This window comes from Salinarimonas sp. (assembly GCF_040111675.1).
Lineage (GTDB): Bacteria > Pseudomonadota > Alphaproteobacteria > Rhizobiales > Beijerinckiaceae > Salinarimonas.
In genome coordinates this window covers 5238122-5256377 of the sequence record NZ_CP157794.1, presented here as the reverse complement: position 1 = coordinate 5256377, position 18256 = coordinate 5238122, and the positions used below count along the sequence as shown (strand labels likewise).

At 73.3% G+C, this 18256-nt stretch carries 17 protein-coding genes; 8 read left to right on the top strand and 9 right to left on the bottom strand.

The annotated features are described in order from the left end of the window. Positions 1 to 16: 16 nt before the first annotated feature. From ABL310_RS24455 to ABL310_RS24425, 7 genes are all read right to left on the bottom strand, one after another. Positions 17 to 433 carry a PilZ domain-containing protein gene (locus ABL310_RS24455; protein ID WP_349369594.1) on the bottom strand — a complete coding sequence of 139 codons (417 nt, stop codon included), beginning with the start codon at positions 431 to 433 and terminating at the stop codon, positions 17 to 19. 61 nt (positions 434 to 494) lie between these two features. Continuing rightward, complete coding sequence (locus tag ABL310_RS24450) at positions 495 to 1754, bottom strand: SGNH family hydrolase (protein ID WP_349372122.1); 1260 nt, start codon at positions 1752 to 1754, stop codon at positions 495 to 497. 41 nt (positions 1755 to 1795) lie between these two features. Continuing rightward, positions 1796 to 3076 carry a lytic murein transglycosylase gene (locus ABL310_RS24445; RefSeq protein WP_349369593.1) on the bottom strand — a complete coding sequence of 427 codons (1281 nt, stop codon included), beginning with the start codon at positions 3074 to 3076 and terminating at the stop codon, positions 1796 to 1798. 93 nt (positions 3077 to 3169) lie between these two features. Next, a complete protein-coding gene (locus tag ABL310_RS24440) occupies positions 3170 to 4366 on the bottom strand; it encodes a M24 family metallopeptidase (RefSeq protein ID WP_349369592.1) in 1197 nt (398 codons plus the stop codon). After that, the gene (locus ABL310_RS24435; protein WP_349372121.1) at positions 4363 to 4749 is read right to left on the bottom strand and encodes a RidA family protein; all 387 of its coding nucleotides are present in this window, start codon (positions 4747 to 4749) and stop codon (positions 4363 to 4365) included. The genes ABL310_RS24440 and ABL310_RS24435 overlap by 4 nt, the downstream gene beginning before the upstream one ends. Before the next feature lie 13 nt (positions 4750 to 4762). After that, complete coding sequence (locus tag ABL310_RS24430; protein WP_349369591.1) at positions 4763 to 5350, bottom strand: peptide deformylase; 588 nt, start codon at positions 5348 to 5350, stop codon at positions 4763 to 4765. Next, on the bottom strand, positions 5350 to 6333 hold the full coding sequence (locus ABL310_RS24425) for a pyridoxal-phosphate dependent enzyme (protein ID WP_349369590.1): 984 nt from the start codon (positions 6331 to 6333) through the stop codon (positions 5350 to 5352). The genes ABL310_RS24430 and ABL310_RS24425 overlap by 1 nt, the downstream gene beginning before the upstream one ends. A 137-nt stretch (positions 6334 to 6470) precedes the next feature. Here ABL310_RS24425 and ABL310_RS24420 point away from each other — a divergent pair, with 137 nt between their 5' ends. From ABL310_RS24420 to ABL310_RS24390, 7 genes are all read left to right on the top strand, one after another. Beyond that, a complete protein-coding gene (locus tag ABL310_RS24420) occupies positions 6471 to 6971 on the top strand; it encodes an Lrp/AsnC family transcriptional regulator (protein ID WP_349369589.1) in 501 nt (166 codons plus the stop codon). A 140-nt stretch (positions 6972 to 7111) separates the two neighbouring features. Next, positions 7112 to 7975, top strand: coding sequence for a UTP--glucose-1-phosphate uridylyltransferase GalU (gene galU, locus ABL310_RS24415; protein ID WP_349369588.1), 864 nt, complete (start codon positions 7112 to 7114; stop codon positions 7973 to 7975). Positions 7976 to 8151: 176 nt separating this feature from the next. Next, positions 8152 to 9390 carry an aspartate kinase gene (locus ABL310_RS24410; protein ID WP_349369587.1) on the top strand — a complete coding sequence of 413 codons (1239 nt, stop codon included), beginning with the start codon at positions 8152 to 8154 and terminating at the stop codon, positions 9388 to 9390. A 94-nt stretch (positions 9391 to 9484) separates the two neighbouring features. Further along, on the top strand, positions 9485 to 11758 hold the full coding sequence (gene ptsP / locus ABL310_RS24405) for a phosphoenolpyruvate--protein phosphotransferase (protein ID WP_349369586.1): 2274 nt from the start codon (positions 9485 to 9487) through the stop codon (positions 11756 to 11758). Between the two features lies 1 nt (position 11759). Then, a complete protein-coding gene (prfA, locus tag ABL310_RS24400; protein ID WP_349369585.1) occupies positions 11760 to 12842 on the top strand; it encodes a peptide chain release factor 1 in 1083 nt (360 codons plus the stop codon). Continuing rightward, on the top strand, positions 12839 to 13708 hold the full coding sequence (prmC, locus tag ABL310_RS24395) for a peptide chain release factor N(5)-glutamine methyltransferase (protein WP_349369584.1): 870 nt from the start codon (positions 12839 to 12841) through the stop codon (positions 13706 to 13708). Before prfA ends, prmC begins: the two co-directional genes overlap by 4 nt. Positions 13709 to 14061: 353 nt before the next feature. Continuing rightward, on the top strand, positions 14062 to 15003 hold the full coding sequence (locus ABL310_RS24390) for a DUF4167 domain-containing protein (protein ID WP_349369583.1): 942 nt from the start codon (positions 14062 to 14064) through the stop codon (positions 15001 to 15003). 76 nt (positions 15004 to 15079) lie between these two features. On the opposite strand, the gene ABL310_RS24385 is transcribed toward ABL310_RS24390, so the two are convergent. Continuing rightward, on the bottom strand, positions 15080 to 15628 hold the full coding sequence (locus tag ABL310_RS24385) for an SH3 domain-containing protein (protein ID WP_349369582.1): 549 nt from the start codon (positions 15626 to 15628) through the stop codon (positions 15080 to 15082). A gap of 152 nt (positions 15629 to 15780) precedes the next feature. On the opposite strand from ABL310_RS24385, the gene ABL310_RS24380 reads away from it, so the two are divergent. Next, a complete protein-coding gene (locus tag ABL310_RS24380) occupies positions 15781 to 16779 on the top strand; it encodes a D-glycerate dehydrogenase (protein ID WP_349369581.1) in 999 nt (332 codons plus the stop codon). Positions 16780 to 16794: 15 nt separating this feature from the next. On the opposite strand, the gene ABL310_RS24375 is transcribed toward ABL310_RS24380, so the two are convergent. Further along, positions 16795 to 18126, bottom strand: a complete 1332-nt coding sequence (locus tag ABL310_RS24375) for an NAD(P)/FAD-dependent oxidoreductase (RefSeq protein WP_349369580.1) — start codon at positions 18124 to 18126, stop codon at positions 16795 to 16797. Positions 18127 to 18256: the final 130 nt, after the last annotated feature.

Below are 18256 nucleotides of genomic sequence, written 5' to 3'. Positions count from 1 at the left end.
TGGTGGAGCCTGCCGCTCAGGCCCCGCCGAGCTCGACGATGCGGCCGCGCAGCCGGGCGTTCTCCTCCTCGAGCTGCCGAATCCGGGCCTTCAGCGCATCCTCGGTCGGCGTGGTGCGCGGCGTCAGGGCGGCCGGCGCCCCGGTCGCGCCGGCCTGGCCGGTCGCGTCCAGGAAGGCGACGCCCGCCTCGGCGGCGCGGCGCCAGCGCAGCTCGCAGGCATGCACCACGTTCTTCTGCGGGATCACGAGATCGAATCGCTCGGGCAGGACGATGCCCGCCGAGACGTCGATCTTCGCGCCCGTGTCGGAAATGTTGCGCACGACGCAATCCGCCGTCACCGCGCCGCCGGAATAGCGGATCTGCGCGGACATCAGCGTGCGCCGGCGCGGCGCGCCGCGGTGCTCGTCGACGTGGTGGGTCGCAGTGCTCATGCCGAGACCCTACGCCACGCCCGCTAAGAAACGCTAAATGCAATGCAACACCCGCGCGCAGTCAGGGCTGCGGGGGAGTCTCGCGTGGCCATGTGAAGTCGTCCGCCCGCCCGGGAACGGGGGGCGGGGCCACGCCGTCGGCGAGAACGCGCTCGTTCAGGAGCCGGGTCGCGCGGTCCGTGGGCGGGCGCTCGCGGGCGAGCGCCGCGCCCGGCGTCCGCTCGACGCCGGTGAGGGGCAGGACCGGGCCGACCACGGGCGCCGGAGACACAGGACCCGAAATCCCGTCGCCGCCGGGATCCGCCTCTCGCGACAGCCCGATGCCGGTGAGCCGCGCCACGATCTCGTCGACCGTGAGGTCCTCGAGGTCCACCGCCTCGTCGGCGAGCAGGTCGGCGCCGACGGGCAGGGCCGGCGCGACCTCCGCCGGGCCGCGGCCGATCAGGCGGCGAATCTCCACATCGGCGAAATGGGCCGCCTTGCGCGCGCCCGGCGGCGTGAAGTGGATGCCGTCGCCGGCGCGCAGGCGGCCGATCTGGCCCTCGAGCGTCGGCCCGTTCGGGGCGTAGCGGTTGTCGTCGTCGACGAAGCCCTGCCAGATGTCGACGAAGATCCCATCGGCGCGCTGCACGCGGTTGCGCACGATCTCGTTGAGGGCTTGCAGGTCGGTGGAGAGCCGCGACGAGCTCATCGGCGGCAGCCCCACCCAGACGAGCGGGACGTCTGCCGCATCGAAGCGTGCGAGGATGGCGTCGACGCGCGCGGCGTAGGCCTCCTTCCACGGATCGGTGAGACGGTCGAGCCGCTCACCGTCGACGACGAGATCCTGCCGATCGTTGAGGCCCACCATGACCACGCCGATGTCGAAGGGGTCCTCGCCGGCCAGGAACGGCTCGATCGCGGCCTCCCAATCGTGATAGTCGTCGCGCACGAGGCCCGAGGAGCCGCGGGAGCGGGTGACGACCTCGACCTGCGGCTGGTCCTCGAGGACGGCCGCGAGCCCGTCGCCGAGATTGGTGGCGAGCGAATCGCCGAAGACGACGATGCGCGTCGTCACCTCGACCGGGCCGGCGGGCTCGGCGATCTGCGCCGACGGCGCCGGATCCGCCGCCGCCGGGGCTGCGGGACGCGTCGTCCGGCGCTGGCGCTGGCGCTGCGGGCTCGCTTCCGGTTGTTGCTGGGGTGTGGGCGCCGTGAAGATCTCGAGCCAGATCTGCCGGGCCTCGCCCGTATCCTGCGCCGACGCCGCGACCGGCGCGAGCGCGAGCAGGGCGGCCGCGAGCGCGGAGAGGAGGGATCTGGTCGAGAGTCGTGCGATCATCACCCCGATATGGGCCCTCCCCGGCCCGGATCATCCCCGGCTCAGCGTCCTCTCAGCGCCTGCAGGACGGCGACGTCGGCATAGCCGTCCGGCGTGAGCCCGCGCGAGAGCTGGAAACGGCGCACCGCCTCGCGCGTCATCGAGCCGATCTTGCCGTCCACCGTGCCGTCGTAGAGGCCGAGACCGGCGAGACGCGTCTGCAGCTCCTTGCGCTCGGCGGTGTCGAGCATGCGCTCGCTCCGCGGCCATTCGCCGCGCACGCCGCCGCCGCCGGTGAGGCGCTGGCCGAGCAGCGCCACGCCCATGGCGTAGCTGTCGGAGGAGTTGTAGTCCTTGATCGTGTCGTAATTGCCGGTGACGAGGAAGGCCGGCCCGCGTGCGCCGGCGGGCAGGAACAGGCTCGCCTCGCCGCCGGCCGGCAGCGCGCCTCCGGCCGCCGGGCGCACGCCCGCGGCGGCCCAGGCCGAGAGCGGCATCCGGCGCTGGGCGTAGTCGAAGCCCTGCGGCAGCACCACCTCCAGCCCCCAGACCTCGCCCGGGCGCCAGCCGTGCTCGCGCAGGTAATTGGCGGTGGAGGCGAGCGCGTCGGGGATCGAGCGCCAGATGTCGCGCCGGCCGTCGCCGTCGCCGTCCACCGCATAGCGCATGTAGCTCGTCGGCATGAACTGGGTGTGGCCCATGGCGCCGGCCCAGGAGCCCTTCAGGGCGTCGCGGCCGATCTTGCCTTCCTGAAGGATCTCGAGCGCGGTGAGGAGCTCGGTCTCGAAGAAGTCGCCGCGATGGCGGACATGGGCGAGCGTCGCCAGCGAGCGGATCACGTCCATGTCGCCGGTGAAGCCGCCGAAATTGGTCTCCATGCCCCAGACGCCGAGCACGATCGCCTGCGGCACGCCGTAGGCGCGCTCGACCGAGGAGAGCACCGAGGCGTATTGCGCCCGGGCGCGTTCGCCCAGCCGCACGCGCTCGGCGCCGACGGCGTTGTCGAGGTATTCCCAGATCGGCCGGGTGAACTCCGACTGGCGGCGGGTGAGCTCGATGATGCGCGGGTTGGGGCTCACGCCACGGAACGCCGTGTCGAAGGTGGCGCGCGAGACGCCGCGCGCCTGCGCCTTCGGCCAGAGGCTCTCGACGTAGGACCCGAAGTCGACCTGCGGCACGCCCTCCCGGGGGGCGGCCTGGCTCAGGCTCGCGGTCGACACCCCGATCGTCTCGCCGACCCCGCTCTCGGCGCCGGCCATGGCGCAGCCGCCGAGCGGAAGCAGCGCCGCGACGAGGGCCGCGGCTGCGGGTGAGAGACGACGGGCGCGGGCGGTCTTCGGCATGACGGGGGTCGCTTTCGGGAAGGCATCTTAACCAAGTCGGCACAAAGCGACCAGATCATGGTGAAGATGCGCTTAAGGCCCCGCCCCGGCGGATCACGAGACGACGACGATCTCGGCCTCCTCGCGCCGGGACAGGAGCCGCGCCCCGTTGGGCTCGATCAGGCACAGCTCCTCGAGAACGAGCAGCGCCGGGCGGCCGTCCGGGCGGGTGAAGCCGAGGCTCGGCTCCACCGCGACGACCATCCCGGCGCGTAGCGGCGTCTCGTCGTCGGGATGGATCGACGGCGGCTCGGTGTAGTCCAGCCCGACGCCGTGACCGAAGCGGCCGATCGCGCTCGCCGGGACCTCGAGGGCCGCGGCGACGGCGCGCCACACGTCGCAGGCCCGGGTCCCGGGCCGCAGGGCGGCCATGCCGGCCTCGGTCGCGCGATGCAGGCGCCGGTGCAGGGCGCGGACCGCGTCGGAGGCCGCGCCGATCGCGACGTTGCGGTTGAAGTCGCTCCACGCGCCGCCCGACACGACCCCCGTGTCGAGGCCGACGACGTCGCCGGGGCCCAGCGCACGGTCGATCGGGCCACGGGTGAGACTGTCGTAGCCGCCGGGGCCGCTGCCGATCGCGAGATAGGGGACCGCGTCCGCCCCCGCCGCGAGGCAGGCCTGCTGGAAGCGGCGGTGCAGCCCCCGCTCCGTCCGGGCTGCCGGCTCCGCGAGGAGGTCGGGAAGCCCGTCGTAGGCGGCCTGCGCCGCCGCCGCGGCCGCCGAGATCCGGGCGATCTCGTCGGCGTCCTTGGCCGCGCGGACGTCCCAGATCAGCCGGGCCGCGTCGACGATCTCCATGCCGGCGAGGGCGCAGACGAGCACGCGCATGTCGTCGCTCGTCGTGCCGAGCCGCGTCTCGGGGCCGAGCTCGGCGCCGACGCGCCCGAAGCGACGCGGCAGGCCGCGGATCGCCGCCGCGACGAGGTCGACGCCCTCCGGCCGTCCGATCGCCGGGCTCGGCCAGGATTCGAGCCGGGCGCAGCGACCGTCCAGCTGGAAGTCCGCGCGCCCGAGATCCGGGACGATCGCGATCGGCGCGCCGGCGAGAGGCAGGACCGCGTACCACGGCCGCGTGGGCGCGACCGCGATCGGCGGCGCATGGCCGGTCAGGTACCGAAAATTCGCGATGTTGCTCACCAGGAGAGCGTCGAGCCGGGCGGCGTGCATGGCCGCCTGCAGGCGCGCCCAGCGCGCCTCGCGCGGGTCCGGGCCGCCCGTCGGCGGACCGGCGCCTCCGGCGGTGGCGCTCATGGCGCCTCCCGCGCGGCGATGGCCTGGACCTTGACCTTCGCGCCGAAGGGCAGCCGGGCGGCCTGGTAGACGGTGCGGGCCGGGCGCGCCGCGAACAGCTCCCCGTAGAGCACGTTCACCTCCTTGAGATCGTCCAGATCGGCGAAGGCGATGTCGACGTAGACGATGTCCTCGCGCCCGAAACCCGCCTGCGCGGCGATGCGGAAGACGAGATCGAAGGCGCGCGCCGCCTCCTCGCGCGCCGTTCCGGGCCGGTAGCCGTCGTCGTAGACGGCGAGCTGCCCCGAGATCCAGCAGGTGTTCGCCACCACCACGGCGTTGGAGATCGGGGACGGCGAAGGAGGCACGCCGGGGACGTCGACGATGAACTGGCGGGTCTGCATGGTCACGGCTCGATCACTCCTCGGGGTGGGGGGACGGCGCGAGCGCGAGCGCGCGGTTCTCGTGCGCGACGATCGGCGTCCCGGGCGACATGCGGCGGGTCATCAGCACGCCGTCGAGATGGTCGAGCTCGTGCTGGAGCAGCTCGGACAGGTCGGGCGAGGCGCGCTCGAAGGCGGCTTCCCGGCCGGACAGGTCGCGATAGCGCACGGTCACCGAAGCGCGGCGCAGCACGCGCACCGCGATCTCGGGCAGGCTCATGCAGTCGTCCCAGAGCTCGCGGCGCGCGTCGCTGCGCCAGACGATCTCGGGATCGAGCATCACGGTCTCGACGCCGTCGATGGCGAGCGCCACGATCCGCGACAGGATCCCGACCTGGGGCGCGGCGATGGCGCGGCCCCAGCCGTGCCGCGCGCGAAAGGCGTGGATCGTCGCGAGCATCGCCTCTGCCTGCGCGGCGAGGAGGGCCGGGTCCGCGTCCAGGGGAACGGGGGCGCAGACGCGCTCAAGGCGCGGATCGCCGAAGCGCAGGATCGGCAGCGTCGCGGCGGGTGTGGCGGGGCGCATGGCGGCGCTCGGAGGCGGCGGGGCGTCGGAGGTCATCACGCGCGTCCTTCGCTGACGACGACGAGGGCGCGCGCCGCGCCGGGCAGATCGCGCGCGAGCAGTCCGGCGTAGCCGGCCGCGCCGGAGGGCGTCGTGCGCACGTCCAGCGCCTCGAGCGCGGCGCAGGCGGCCTCGGCCGCCGCGTCGTCGACCTGGGCATAGCGCACGCCGGCCTGGCGCAGCAGGTCCACTGCGAGGATCGACGGCTCCTTGCAGTCGAGGCGCCCCATGCACGAGACCGGGCCCTCGGCGCGGACCGGCCGGCCCGCCGCGGCGCTGGCCGTGAGGCAGGCCGCGGCCCGGGGCTCGACGACCACGATCTCCGGCTGGACGGCCCAGCGTCGCCGAACGGCGTCGGCGACCGCGGCGGCCATGCCCCCGACCCCGGCCTGAAGGAACACGTGCGTCGGCCAGACGCCGGACGCCGCGAAGGCGACGCGCAGCTCCTCGGCCATGACGGAATAGCCCTCCATCACCAGAGCCGGCCGCTCGACGTAGCCGGGCCAGGAGCCGTCGGCGAGGTGGACGGCCCCCGTCTCCGCCTCGTCCGCGATCGCGGCCGCGACGCTCTCCTCGTAGGTCTCCCCGGAGCGGACGACGGCGGCCCCCTTCGCGCGCAGGCGCGCCGCGAAGCTCTCGGGCACGGTCGCCGCGAGGTGGACGCGCGCGGCCGCGCCGAACAGGGCGGCCCCGGCGGCGACCGAGAGGCCGTGATTGCCCGCGGAGGCGCAGACGAAGGTGGTCTCCGCCGCGTGCCGCCGGAACGCCGGCGCGGTCGCGGTCTCCGCGTGCGCCGGCAGGCCGGCGCCGTCGGCCAGGATGCGGAAGACGGCGTAGACGCCGCCGAGAGCCTTGAAGGATCCGAGCCCCATCCGGCCGGTCTCGTCCTTGGCCATGGCCGCGGGGCCGGCCCGGCCCGCGAGCCGGCGCAACGGCGTCGGCCCGTAGGCCGGGCAGGCCGCGAGCAGGCTCAGCGGCACGGTAACGTCCGGTGGGAAGGAGGCTTGCATCATGTCCTCAGAGTAGGGCAGAAACCCGATCGCCGTGTGTCGACTCCTGACGGAAGCCGATCGTAGCGGCGCACGAACGCCACCTATTATGATGCAGGACCCGCACCATGCCCATCTCCCCGAGCGACGCGATCATCCTCGAGGCGCTCCAGGAGAACGCGCGCGTGCGCATCGACGTCCTCGCCGAGCGCACCGGCCTCTCCCCCGCCTCGGTGCAGCGGCGGCTCAGGCGCCTGCGCGAGGGGCGCGTCCTCGTCGGCGAGGTCGGCCTGGTCGACCCCGCCAAGGTGGGCCGCCCGCTCACGCTCGTCGTCATGGTCGAGATGGAGGACGAGCGCGCCGACAAGCTCGACGCCTTCCAGCGCGCGGCCCTGCGCGAGCCGCTGGTGCAGCAATGCTACTACGTCACCGGCGCGGCCGATTTCTGCCTCGTGTGCACGGCGCGGGACATGGCGGACTACGAGGCCATGACGCAGCGGCTGTTCTTCGAGGGCGGCAACGTGCGTCGCTTCACCACCTCGGTCGTGATGCGGCGCGCCAAGGTCGGGCTCGCGGTGCCGGCGGCGCCGAGCCGTGACGCCGCGCCTTTGCGTCCCGCTCGGGGCTGAGGCATTGTCGTCGCGCCGGCGAGCCGGCGCGGCGCGCAACCCCCGCCGACCCCTCGCCGTTACGCCCGAGCTCGGACGGCCGCCCCTCGGCCGCCCGAGACACGGACCGAAGACAGACGAATTGCGAGGTATCCGACGCCATGAAGCGCATCCGTAAGGCCGTCCTGCCCGTCGCCGGTCTCGGCACGCGGTTCCTGCCCGCGACCAAGGCCGTCCCCAAGGAGATGCTGACGGTGGTCGACCGGCCCGTGGTGCAGCACGTCGTCGACGAGGCGCGCGCGGCGGGCATCGAGCACTTCGTCTTCGTCACCGGCCGCAACAAGAGCGCCATCGAGGACCATTTCGACATCGCCTACGAGCTGGAGGCGACGCTGGAGGCCCGCGGCAAGAAGCCGGCGCTGGACGGCCTGAAGGCCGACCTGCCGAAGGCCGGCGCGACGAGCTTCACCCGCCAGCAGGCCCCGCTCGGGCTCGGCCACGCCGTCTGGTGCGCCCGCGAGATCGTCGGCGACGAGCCCTTCGCGGTGATCCTGCCAGACATGCTCTCCAAGGGCTGCATGACGCAGATGCTCGAGGCCTACGAGCGCCACGGCGGCAACATCATCGCCGCCGAGGAGGTGCCGATGGAGGAGACCTCCAAGTACGGCATCCTCTCGGTGAAGCAGGATTACGGCCGGACCTTCGAGATCGCCGGCATGGTGGAGAAGCCGAAGGTGGAGGACGCGCCCTCGAACCTGATGATCTCCGGCCGCTACATCCTCCAGCCCGAGATCTTCGAGATCCTGGAGACGCAGGAGACGGGCGCGGGCGGCGAGATCCAGCTCACCGACGCGATGAAGACGCTGATGGGCCGCCAGGACTTCCACGGCATGCGCTACGACGGCACGACCCACGACACCGGCTCGAAGCTCGGGTTCCTGGTGGCGAACCTCGCCTACGGGCTGGAGGATCCGGAGCTCGCCGACGGGCTGCGCGCCGCGATCGCGGCGCTGACCAAGGGCTGAGCCGGCAGGCGGGCCGGGTCGACGCGGGTCCGGCCCTCGCGCAGCGACAGCCTTTCCCGAAACGCCCGCGCGTTGACAGGCCTCGCGCGCGGCGTCATGGGAGGGGCGCCTCGCGCGCGACGCCCCCCTGCGGCCCGCCCGGGGCGCGCGCGGTGCGGACAGCGAGGCGAGGCCCCATGCCCCGGTTGGTGATGAAGTTCGGCGGCACCTCGGTTGCGGATCTGGAGCGGATCCGCAACGTGGCGCGGCATGTCGAGCGGGAGGTGAAGGCGGGCTACGACGTCGCCGTGGTGGTCTCGGCCATGGCCGGCAAGACCAACGAGCTCGTCGGCTGGTGCCGCGAGGCCTCCGCCATCCACGACGCCCGCGAGTACGACGCCGTGGTCGCCTCCGGCGAGCAGGTGACGTCGGGGCTCCTCGCCATCGTCCTGCAATCCATGGGCGTCCCGGCCCGCTCCTGGCAGGGCTGGCAGATCCCCATCGAGGCCTCCGGCGCGCACGGCGCGGCGCGGATCGAGCGCATCGACGGGTCGAAGATCCTCTCCCATTTCGCCGAGCGCGGCGAGGTCGCGGTGGTGGCCGGCTTCCAGGGCGTGCACGCCCCGACGGGGCGGATCGCGACGCTCGGCCGCGGCGGCTCGGACACGAGCGCGGTGGCGCTCGCCGCGGCGCTCGACGCGGAGCGCTGCGACATCTACACCGACGTGGACGGCGTCTACACCACCGATCCGCGCATCGTCCCGAAGGCGCGGCGCCTCGACAAGGTCTCCTACGAGGAGATGCTCGAGATGGCGAGCCTCGGCGCCAAGGTGCTGCAGGTGCGCTCCGTCGAGCTCGCCATGCTCTACGGCGTGAAGACCTACGTGCGCTCCAGCTTCGACGACCCCGCAGACCCCAAGCCCGGCACGCTGATCTGTGACGAGGAGGACATCGTGGAACAGCAGACCGTCACCGGCATCGCCTATTCCAAGGACGAGGCCCAGATCACGCTGCGGCGTGTGGCGGACACGCCGGGCGTCGCCGCCGCCATCTTCGTGCCCCTGGCCGAGGCCGGCATCAACGTCGACATGATCATCCAGGTCGTCTCCCGCGACCAGACCACGACGGACATCACCTTCACCGTCCCGGCCGGCGACTACGCCCGCGCGAGGTCCCTGCTCGAGGAACGCCAACCGGCGATCGGCTACGAGTCGCTCGCGGGCGCCACCGACGTGGTGAAGGTCTCCGCCATCGGGGTGGGCATGCGCAGCCATGCCGGCGTCGCCGCCAAGGCCTTCAAGGCCTTCGCCGAGAAGGGCATCAACATCCGCGCCATCACCACCTCCGAGATCAAGTTCTCCATGCTGATCGACGCGGCCTACACCGAGCTTGCCGTGCGCACGCTCCACTCGCTATACGGGTTGGACGCGGCCTGAGGACGGACGCGACGAACGCGGCGCGCGCCGATCGCGCGCGCATCGACCCCGCCGGGCCGCGCGCCCGGCCGCCGAAGGAGATGTGGCCCTGCCGATGAGGAGTGCTCCCGGCGGTCCGCGCGTTCTGCTCCGCAAGCTCCGCGAGATCATGGCGGAGCCGATCAGCACGCAGGACCGGCTCGACAAGATCGTGGTTCTGATCGCGGCCAACATGGTGGCCGAGGTGTGCTCGGTCTATGTCCTGCGCGCCGACCAGACCCTCGAGCTCTACGCCACCGAGGGCCTCAACCGCTCCGCCGTCCACCTGACGACGATGCGGGCGGGGGAGGGCCTCGTCGGCCTCATCGCGCGCGAGGCGGAGCCGCTGGCCCTCTCCGACGCGCAGACGCATCCCGCCTTCTCCTACAAGCCGGAGACGGGCGAGGAGATCTATCACGGCTTCCTCGGCGTGCCGATCCTGCGCGCGGGCAACACGCTCGGCGTCCTCGTCGTGCAGAACCGCACGATGCGCACCTACACCGAGGAGGAGATCGAGGCGGCCCAGACCACCGCCATGGTGCTGGCGGAGATGGTCGCCTCGGGCGAATTGCAGGCGCTGGCCCAGCCAGGCGCCGACATCGCGCTGCGCCGGCCGCTGTACCTGCAGGGCGTCTCGCTGGCGGAGGGTGTCGGGCTCGGCCACGTCGTGCTGCACGAGCCGCGCGTCGTCGTGAAGAACCTCATCGCCGAGAACCCCGAGGGCGAGGTCGAGCGGCTCGAGACCGCGATCAAGGCCGTGCGCGCCTCGATCGACGCGCTGATCGAGCGCGGCGACGTCGGCGGCGACGGCGGCGAGCACCGGGAGGTTTTGGAGACCGTGCGCATGTTCGCGCACGACCAGGGCTGGCTGCGCCGCATGCGCGAGGCCGTGCTCACGGGCCTCACCGCCGAGGCCGCCGTGGAGCGTGTCCAGTCCGACACCCGCGCGCGGCTGCTGCGCCAGACCGACCCGTATCTGCGCGAGCGCCTGCACGACCTCGACGACCTCGCCAATCGCCTGCTGCACCAGCTCGTCGGGCGCGATTTCGTCGCCGCCGCCTCGCAGCTGCCGGACAACGCCATCATCGTCGCCCGCTCGATGGGCCCGGCCGCGCTCCTCGACTACGACCGCGCGCGCCTGCGCGGCGTGGTGCTGGAGGAAGGCGGGCCGACGAGCCACGTCGCCATCGTCGCCCGGGCGCTGGGCCTGCCCGCCGTGGGCGAGGTCGAGAACGTCACCTCGCTGGTGGAGCCGGGGGACGCCATCATCGTCGACGGCGTCGCCGGCGAGATCCAGGTGCGCCCGCGGCCCGACGTCGAGTCGGCCTATGCCGAGAAGGCGCGGCTTCGGGCCAAGCGCCAGGAGCAGTACCGCGCCCTGCGCGACGTGCCCTGCGTCACCAAGGACGGCGCGGCCATCGACCTGCAGCTCAATGCCGGCCTCCTGGTCGACCTGCCCCATCTCGAGGAGACCGGCGCCAAGGGCGTCGGCCTGTTCCGCACCGAGATCCAGTTCATGGTGGCCGAGCGCATGCCGTCCACCGCCGAGCAGCAGAAGCTCTATCGCGCCGTCCTCGACCAGATCGGCGACGACATGCCCATCGCCTTCCGCACGCTCGACATCGGGGGGGACAAAATCCTGCCCTACATGTCGCAGATCGAGGAGGAGAACCCGGCGCTGGGCTGGCGGGCGATCCGCATCGGGCTCGACCGGCCGGGGCTCCTGCGCAGCCAGGTGCGGGCGCTGCTCAAGGCGAGCGCCGGGCGCGCCTGCGCGATCATGTTCCCGATGGTGGCGACGGTGGACGAGTTCGTCCGCGCCCGCGACATCGTGCGGCGCGAGATCGCCTATCTCGAGCGCCACGGCCACGACCTGCCGACCCGGACCGAGCTCGGCGTCATGATCGAGGTGCCCTCGCTTCTCTTCGAGATCGCGGAGATCTGCCGGGAGGCGGATTTCGTCTCGGTGGGCTCGAACGACCTGCTGCAGTTCCTCTTCGCCGCCGATCGCGAGAACCGTCAGGTGGCGAACCGCTACGATCCGCTGAGCGTCAACGCGCTGCGCGCGCTCAGGAGCATCGTGACCTCGGCGGCCGACGCCTCCTGCCGCGTCTCCGTCTGCGGCGAGGTGGCGAGCCGGCCGCTCGAGGCGCTCGCGCTGATCGGGCTCGGCTATCGCATCCTGTCCATGTCGCCCGCCGCCATCGGGCCGGTGAAGGCCATGCTGCTCGCCACCGACGCCGGCGCCGTCGCGGAGCTGATCGAGACCGAGCTCGCCCGGGCCGCGCCGGACGCCTCCCTGCGCGCCGCCCTGGCGCAGTTCGCGGAGCGACACGATATCCCGGTCTGACATGACACCGTCGCCTCCGACCGAGCGCCTCGACGCAATCGTCGCGCGCCACGCCATCATCACCGACACGCTCGCGTCCGGCCCGGACGCGGACCGGGTCGTCGCGCTCTCGCGCGAGCTCTCCGAGCTCGACCCGGTGGTGGCGGCGATCGCGGCCTGGCGCGCGGCGCGCGACAACCTCGCCGGGATCGAGGCGCTGATGCGCGATCCCGGCACCGACCCGGAGATGCGCGCACTGGCCGAGGAGGAGCGCGAGGAGGCGCAGGCGCGCCTCGAGGCGGCGGCGAAGGCGCTGCAGCTCATGCTCCTGCCCAAGGACGCCGCCGACGAGAAGAGCGCCATCCTCGAGGTCCGCGCCGGAACCGGCGGCGACGAGGCCGCGCTCTTCGCCGGCGACCTGTTCCGGATGTATGCCCGCTACGCCGAGATCCACGGCTGGCGCGTGAGCGTGATGTCGCAGAGCGAGGGCGCGGTCGGCGGCTTCAAGGAGATCGTCGCCGAGATCGCCGGGCGCGGCGTGTTCGCCAGGCTCAAGTTCGAGAGCGGCGTGCATCGCGTCCAGCGCGTGCCGGAGACGGAAGGCGGCGGGCGCATCCACACCTCCGCGGCCACCGTCGCCGTGCTGCCCGAGGCGGAGGACGTCGATCTCGACCTCGACGAGAGCGCGCTGCGCATCGACACGATGCGCTCCGGCGGCGCCGGCGGCCAGCACGTCAACAAGACCGAATCGGCGGTGCGCATCACCCACGAGCCCACCGGCATCGCGGTGGTGGTGCAGGAGGAGCGCTCGCAGCACAAGAACAAGGCGCGCGCCATGCAGCTCCTGCGGGCCAAGCTCTACGATCTCGAGCGCACCCGCTCCGACGCCGCCCGCGCCGCCGACCGCAAGGCGCAGGTCGGCTCCGGCGATCGCTCGGAGCGCATCCGCACGTACAATTTCCCGCAGGGGCGGGTGACCGACCACCGCATCAACCTGACCCTCTACAAGCTCGACGCGGTTTTGTCCGGAGAGGCGCTGGACGAGCTCGTCGACGCGCTGATCGCCGAGCATCAGGCGGCGCTGCTCGCCGCCGACCAGGAATGATCGCCGCCGGGACCGCTCGCGGCGAGGCGCTCGCCGCCCTGCGACGGGCCTTCGCCGAGGCCGGCCTCGACGAGCCCGCGCTCGACGCGCGCATTCTCCTGACCGAGGCCGCCGGCCTTTCCCAGCACGACCTCCTCGCGCGGCCCGAGGCGCCTCTGAGCGCGCAGGCGGCGACGCGGCTCTCGGGCTTCGCCGCGCGCCGGCTCGCGCGCGAGCCGGTCTGGCGCATCCTCGGCCAGGCCGAGTTCTGGGGGCTGCCCTTCCGGCTCTCCGCCGAGACCCTGGTGCCGCGTCCCGACACCGAGACGCTGGTCGAGACGGCGCTCGCCCTGGCGCCGCGGCCCGACCCGGCGATCCTCGATCTGGGCACGGGGACGGGCTGCGTGCTGATCGCGCTTCTCCACGAGCGGCCGAACGCCCGGGGCGTGGGCATCGATCGCGCGGAGGGCGCCTGCCGCACGGCGCGGGACAACGCCCGTGCCAACGGCGTCGGCGCCCGCGCGGCCTTCCTCGCCGGCGACTGGGCGGCGGCGCTCTCGCCCGGCGCGCGCTTCGACCTCGTGGTCTCGAATCCGCCCTACATCCCGCGCGGCGACATCGCGGGCCTCGCCGAGGAGGTGCGCGCTCACGATCCGGCCCGCGCGCTCGACGGCGGCGCCGACGGGCTCGACGCCTATCGCGCCATCCTCGCGCGTGGCGGGGACCTTCTGGCCGCGGACGGCGTTCTCGCCTTGGAGGTCGGGGCCGAGCAGGCCGACGCCGTGGCGCGGATCGGCGAGCGACAGGGGCTCGTCCCGGCGCGGATCGCGCACGATCTCGCAGGAGTTGCGCGGGTCGTGACCTTCACGGCCGAGAGCGCGGCATGACCCTTGTTTTTGTGTGCGGCGCCCTCAAATAACGCTTGGCGGCGCGCCCCGAAGCGTCTAGGGTGCGGCCGCAATCGAACAGACCCCAGAGCGCTGAACACGCCGAATCGTGCGGATCGCGGCGAAGGGGCGATACGATCGACCGCCAGGACGGGGCGTCACACGGTCCGGCGGGCTCGAAACCCGACATCGAGGACGACGCGCGGCGCCACGGCGCCGAGTCGGCCCGGATGATGACGGAGGCGCGCGCCGACGGCGATCTTTCCCGTCCGCGCGGTTTACGCGCGACGTCGTTTGCACGAGAGGCCAGTAAGGGTCGTAAATCATCCATGAGACCGAACCAGAACAGGCGTATGCGGGGCCGCAGCCGCAACAAGGGCCCCAATCCGCTCACGCGGAGCTACGAGTCGAACGGCCCCGACGTGAAGGTGCGCGGCACCGCCCAGCACGTCGCCGACAAGTACAGCCAGCTGGCGCGCGACGCGCTGGCGAGCGGCGACCCGGTGATGGCCGAGAACTATTTCCAGCACGCCGAGCACTACTACCGCATCATCGCGGCCGCCCAGGAGCAGCTGCGCCAGCAGTACGGCTTCCCGCAGCGCGGCTACGATGACGAATCGGACGAGGGCGAGGACGAGGGCGACTATCGCTCCGGCTCCGACCGGCTCGAGGATCTCGATCCCTCGCTCGCGCCGCAGCCCAGCTTCGGCCGCGGCGACGGTCAGCAGCCGCGTCGCGACGATCGCGGCGGGCGTCCGGACCGCCAGGAGCGTCACGATCGCCAGGACCGTCAGGAGCGGCAGGATCGTCCGGAGCGTCGCGACGATCGTCGCGAGCGCTTCCAGCGCGACCGGCGCGACGGCGGCCCGCGCGAGCAATATGCCCGAGGCGGCGAGCAGGACGGCCGGGGAGGCGACCGCTTCGCCGATCGCGGCGAGGCTCCGCAGCCGCGCGCGGCCGAGCCGCCGCCCGTCGAGGGCCGCGAGCCGCGTCAGGAGCCCCGTCAGGACGTCCGCGAGGAGGGCCGTCGCGAGCGTCCGCGCCGCGAGCGCCGCCGCCCGGAGGCCGAGGACGAGAGCGCCGCGGCGAGCCTGCCGGCCTTCGTGACGCGTCCGACCCCGGTGGCGCAGCCCGCCGCCGAGGACGAGGCGCCCGCGCCGAAGGCGACCCGCACCCGCAAGCCTCGCGCCGCGGAGGCCGAGACGGCCGAGGGCGAGGAGGCCGCGAAGCCCCGCCGCCGCACCCGCCGCAAGGCGCCGGAGCCCGGCTCCGGCGACGCCGAGGCGGCCGAGTGAGACGTCTTTTCGCCAGCTGAAACGAGAAGGGCCGCGCGAGCGGCCCTTTTTCGTGGGTGCGGCCGGGCGCGGACCGCTATTCCAGCCGCTCCCCCGGATAGACGCCCCAGAGCCGGTCCTGCGGCAGGAAGCCCGGGATCTCGGAGCGGCCCGGGCCGTCGGCGACGACGCGGCACCAGTCGCCCGAGCAGCTCTCGACCCCCACGACGACGCCCGGCTCGAGCCGCGCCACCACGGGCGCCTCGCCCGCATCGCGCGCACGCAGGTCGAGCGGCGCGCCGCCGCGCTCCCACGGCGAGACGAGGGCGGTGCGCCGGCCCGACAGGAGCGAGTGCCAGACCCAGCCGTCCTCGCCGTCCGAATCGCGGATGCGCCGCCAATTGTCGAACTCGGCGATGATCTCCACCGGCAAGCCGGCCTTCTCGTAGACCCAGCGGGTGGCGTGGTCCTTCGAGGGGCCGGCGCGCATGTTCACCTTGTCCGTCTTCAGCGAGACGAAGCGCGGCAGCGGCAGGTTGGTCTCGGGACCGATCGTGGTCTGGGCGAGGGCGGCGGTGGACGCCGGGCCGAGAACGCAGGCGGCGATGGCGAGAGCCGCGAGAGAGACGGCGATCCGCGTGGACAAGGTCCAACTCCCGTCGGATTGTGTTTGCCGATGCCTCTGCTAGACAGGCACCGTAGGGTTCTCCGCAGGGGCGCCCTGCGGCCATCCTACGGAGCCGGATCTGGGTTAAGGCCCGGTGAACGGCGCCGCGCGAACCCCGGTTGAGGACAGCGATGCCCACGCGCAAGAAGCCCCTCGTCGTCGTGACCCGCAAGCTGCCAGGCGTCGTCGAGACGCGCATGCGCGAATTGTTCGACACGCGGCTGAACCTCGAGGACGCGCCGATGAGCCAGGCGGACCTCGTCGCGGCGGTGAAGGAGGCCGACGTGCTGGTGCCGACCATCACCGACGAGATCGACGCCGCGATCCTCGCCCAGTCGGGGCCCAACCTGAAGCTGATCGCCAATTTCGGCAACGGCGTCGACAACATCGACGTCGGCGCGGCGCTCTCGCGCGGCATCACCGTCACCAACACGCCGGGCGTCCTCACCGAGGACACGGCGGACATGACGATGGCGCTGATCCTCGCGGTCGCGCGGCGCGTCGCGGAGGGCGCGCGGATCATCCCGGAGGAGCGCTTCGAGGGCTGGTCGCCGACCTGGATGCTGGGCCATCGCATCACCGGCAAGAGGCTGGGCATCATCGGCATGGGCCGCATCGGCACCGCGCTCGCCCGCCGCGCCAAGGCCTTCGGCCTGTCGATCCACTACCACAACCGCCGCCGCGTCCCCGCCGCCCTGGAAGAGGAGCTCGAGGCCACCTATTGGGATTCGCTCGACCAGATGCTGGCGCGGATGGACATCGTCTCGGTCAACTGCCCGCACACGCCGGCGACCTACCACCTGCTCTCGGCCCGGCACCTGCGGCTGATGCGGCCCGAGGCGATCATCGTCAACACCGCCCGCGGCGAGATCATCGACGAGAACGCCATGGCGCGGCTCATCGAGCAGGGCTCCATCGCCGGCGCCGGCCTCGACGTGTTCGAGCACGAGCCGGCGGTGAACCCGCGCCTGATCAAGCTCGCCCGGCAGGGCAAGGTTGTGCTCATGCCGCACATGGGCTCGGCCACCTACGAGGGCCGCGTCGACATGGGCGAGAAGGTGATCGTCAACATCCGCACCTTCATGGACGGCCACCGCCCGCCGGACCGGGTGCTGCCGTCGATGCTGTGAGATAGCCCGGGGGCCTCACGCCCCCACCGCGACCCCCAACGCCTCCCGCACCGCCCCCGCGGCGCGCTCGCCCTCGGCCCAGGCGCCGCCGATCGTGCCCCACAGGGTCGAGGAGGTCGCCTCGCCGGCGAGGAAGACGCGCGCGCCGATCGGCACGCGCAGCACGGCGCGGGCGCCGTGGGCGCCCGGCGGCGCGACGGTCCAGGCGCAGCCGGACCAGGGATCCTCGCCCCAGCGGCTCGCGTGCAGCACGGACAGGCCGGCCGTGGCCGCTCCGCCGAAGCGATCGGTCAGCGCCTCGCGCACGAAGGCGGCCCGGGCCTCCGGCGATCCGAGCCGGCCGACGAGGGCGCCGCCGAGATCGGCGTAGTGCATCGCGCCGCCGTCGAAGTTGGCGAGGAGCCCGAGATTGTCGGCCGCATCGCCGTCGAAGGCCACCGTCGTGTTCGCCGCCTCGCGCAGCGGCCCGCCGGGCCAGGCGAGGACGACGTGCTCGTAGGAGGCCGCGCGCAGCGCGCCGAGCGCGTCGCGGGTCGTGGCCGGCAGCGGCGGATCGAAGACGATGTCGCCGCGGGCGAGCAGGGGCGCGGGCACGGTGACGACCAGCGCCCGGGCCGCGAGCACGCCCCGCGGCGTCTCGACGCGGACGCCCGGGCCGGACCAGTCGACCCGCGTCGCGGGGGTTGCGAGCGCGACGGGCAGGCCGTCGGCCAGGGTCGCGACGAGCGCGCCGTAGCCGCCTTCGACGAAGAGGTCGAGGTCGTCCTGCGCGGCGGCGAAATCGGCGGCGCCGATCGTCTCCAACCCGACGCCGCAGGCGAAGGGACCGTGCGCGAAGGCCACCGCGTCGCGAAACCGTGCGGCCTCCGGCCCGAGCCGATCGAGCGCGGCGGCGCAGGGGACGAGGTCCGCGTCCTCGCCGAGGGCGCAGATCGCGGCGAAGAGGTCGCTCCAGGCGGCGTGGAAGGCCGCCGTCTCGCGCCCGTCGGCCTCGCGGTCGCCGAGGATGAGGCGCGGTTCCTGCGGCGCGTCGAACAGGGCGCGGCCCAGCCGCTTCGCCTCCGTCACGAGGCCGTTGGCGTTGGCGGCATGCAGCCAATGCGCGCCGATGTCGACGGCCTGGCCGCCGAGCGACGCGGTCAGCGCCCGGCCGCCGACACGCTCGCGGGCTTCGATCACGACGACCGAGAGGCCCTGCGCCATCAGGCGCCGGGCCGCGGCGATGCCGGCGGCGCCGGCGCCGATCACCGCCACGTCCGCCGCGCGGGGCGGCGGGGCGAGGCGCGCAGGACGGACCGGGGCGGGCTCTGCCGCCGCCGCCTGCGCGCCGAATTTTCGAGAAGGCATGGAGAGAGGTCCGATTCCCCGCCCGAGCGGGGCCACGCATGCTCATGCGCGCGGCCGCGTGCGCGCGCAAGCGCAAACGCGCGCGACGGTTCAACGCAGCGCGGCCGCGACGGCCTCGCCGACGTATATC

Excerpts from the sequence above, each read along its gene's own strand:
- ABL310_RS24450 (WP_349372122.1), bottom strand. The coding sequence starts at position 1,754 with ATGATCGCACGACTCTCGACCAGATCCCTCCTCTCCGCGCTCGCGGCC.
- ABL310_RS24440 (WP_349369592.1), bottom strand. The coding sequence starts at position 4,366 with ATGAGCGCCACCGCCGGAGGCGCCGGTCCGCCGACGGGCGGCCCGGAC.
- ABL310_RS24435 (WP_349372121.1), bottom strand. The coding sequence starts at position 4,749 with ATGCAGACCCGCCAGTTCATCGTCGACGTCCCCGGCGTGCCTCCTTCG.
- ABL310_RS24420 (WP_349369589.1), top strand. The coding sequence starts at position 6,471 with ATGCCCATCTCCCCGAGCGACGCGATCATCCTCGAGGCGCTCCAGGAG.
- ptsP (WP_349369586.1), top strand. The coding sequence starts at position 9,485 with ATGAGGAGTGCTCCCGGCGGTCCGCGCGTTCTGCTCCGCAAGCTCCGC.
- galU (WP_349369588.1), top strand. The coding sequence starts at position 7,112 with ATGAAGCGCATCCGTAAGGCCGTCCTGCCCGTCGCCGGTCTCGGCACG.
- ABL310_RS24430 (WP_349369591.1), bottom strand. The coding sequence starts at position 5,350 with ATGACCTCCGACGCCCCGCCGCCTCCGAGCGCCGCCATGCGCCCCGCC.
- prmC (WP_349369584.1), top strand. The coding sequence starts at position 12,839 with ATGATCGCCGCCGGGACCGCTCGCGGCGAGGCGCTCGCCGCCCTGCGA.
- ABL310_RS24455 (WP_349369594.1), bottom strand. The coding sequence starts at position 433 with ATGAGCACTGCGACCCACCACGTCGACGAGCACCGCGGCGCGCCGCGC.
- ABL310_RS24375 (WP_349369580.1), bottom strand. The coding sequence starts at position 18,126 with ATGCCTTCTCGAAAATTCGGCGCGCAGGCGGCGGCGGCAGAGCCCGCC.
- ABL310_RS24445 (WP_349369593.1), bottom strand. The coding sequence starts at position 3,076 with ATGCCGAAGACCGCCCGCGCCCGTCGTCTCTCACCCGCAGCCGCGGCC.
- ABL310_RS24410 (WP_349369587.1), top strand. The coding sequence starts at position 8,152 with ATGCCCCGGTTGGTGATGAAGTTCGGCGGCACCTCGGTTGCGGATCTG.
- ABL310_RS24380 (WP_349369581.1), top strand. The coding sequence starts at position 15,781 with ATGCCCACGCGCAAGAAGCCCCTCGTCGTCGTGACCCGCAAGCTGCCA.
- prfA (WP_349369585.1), top strand. The coding sequence starts at position 11,760 with ATGACACCGTCGCCTCCGACCGAGCGCCTCGACGCAATCGTCGCGCGC.
- ABL310_RS24390 (WP_349369583.1), top strand. The coding sequence starts at position 14,062 with ATGCGGGGCCGCAGCCGCAACAAGGGCCCCAATCCGCTCACGCGGAGC.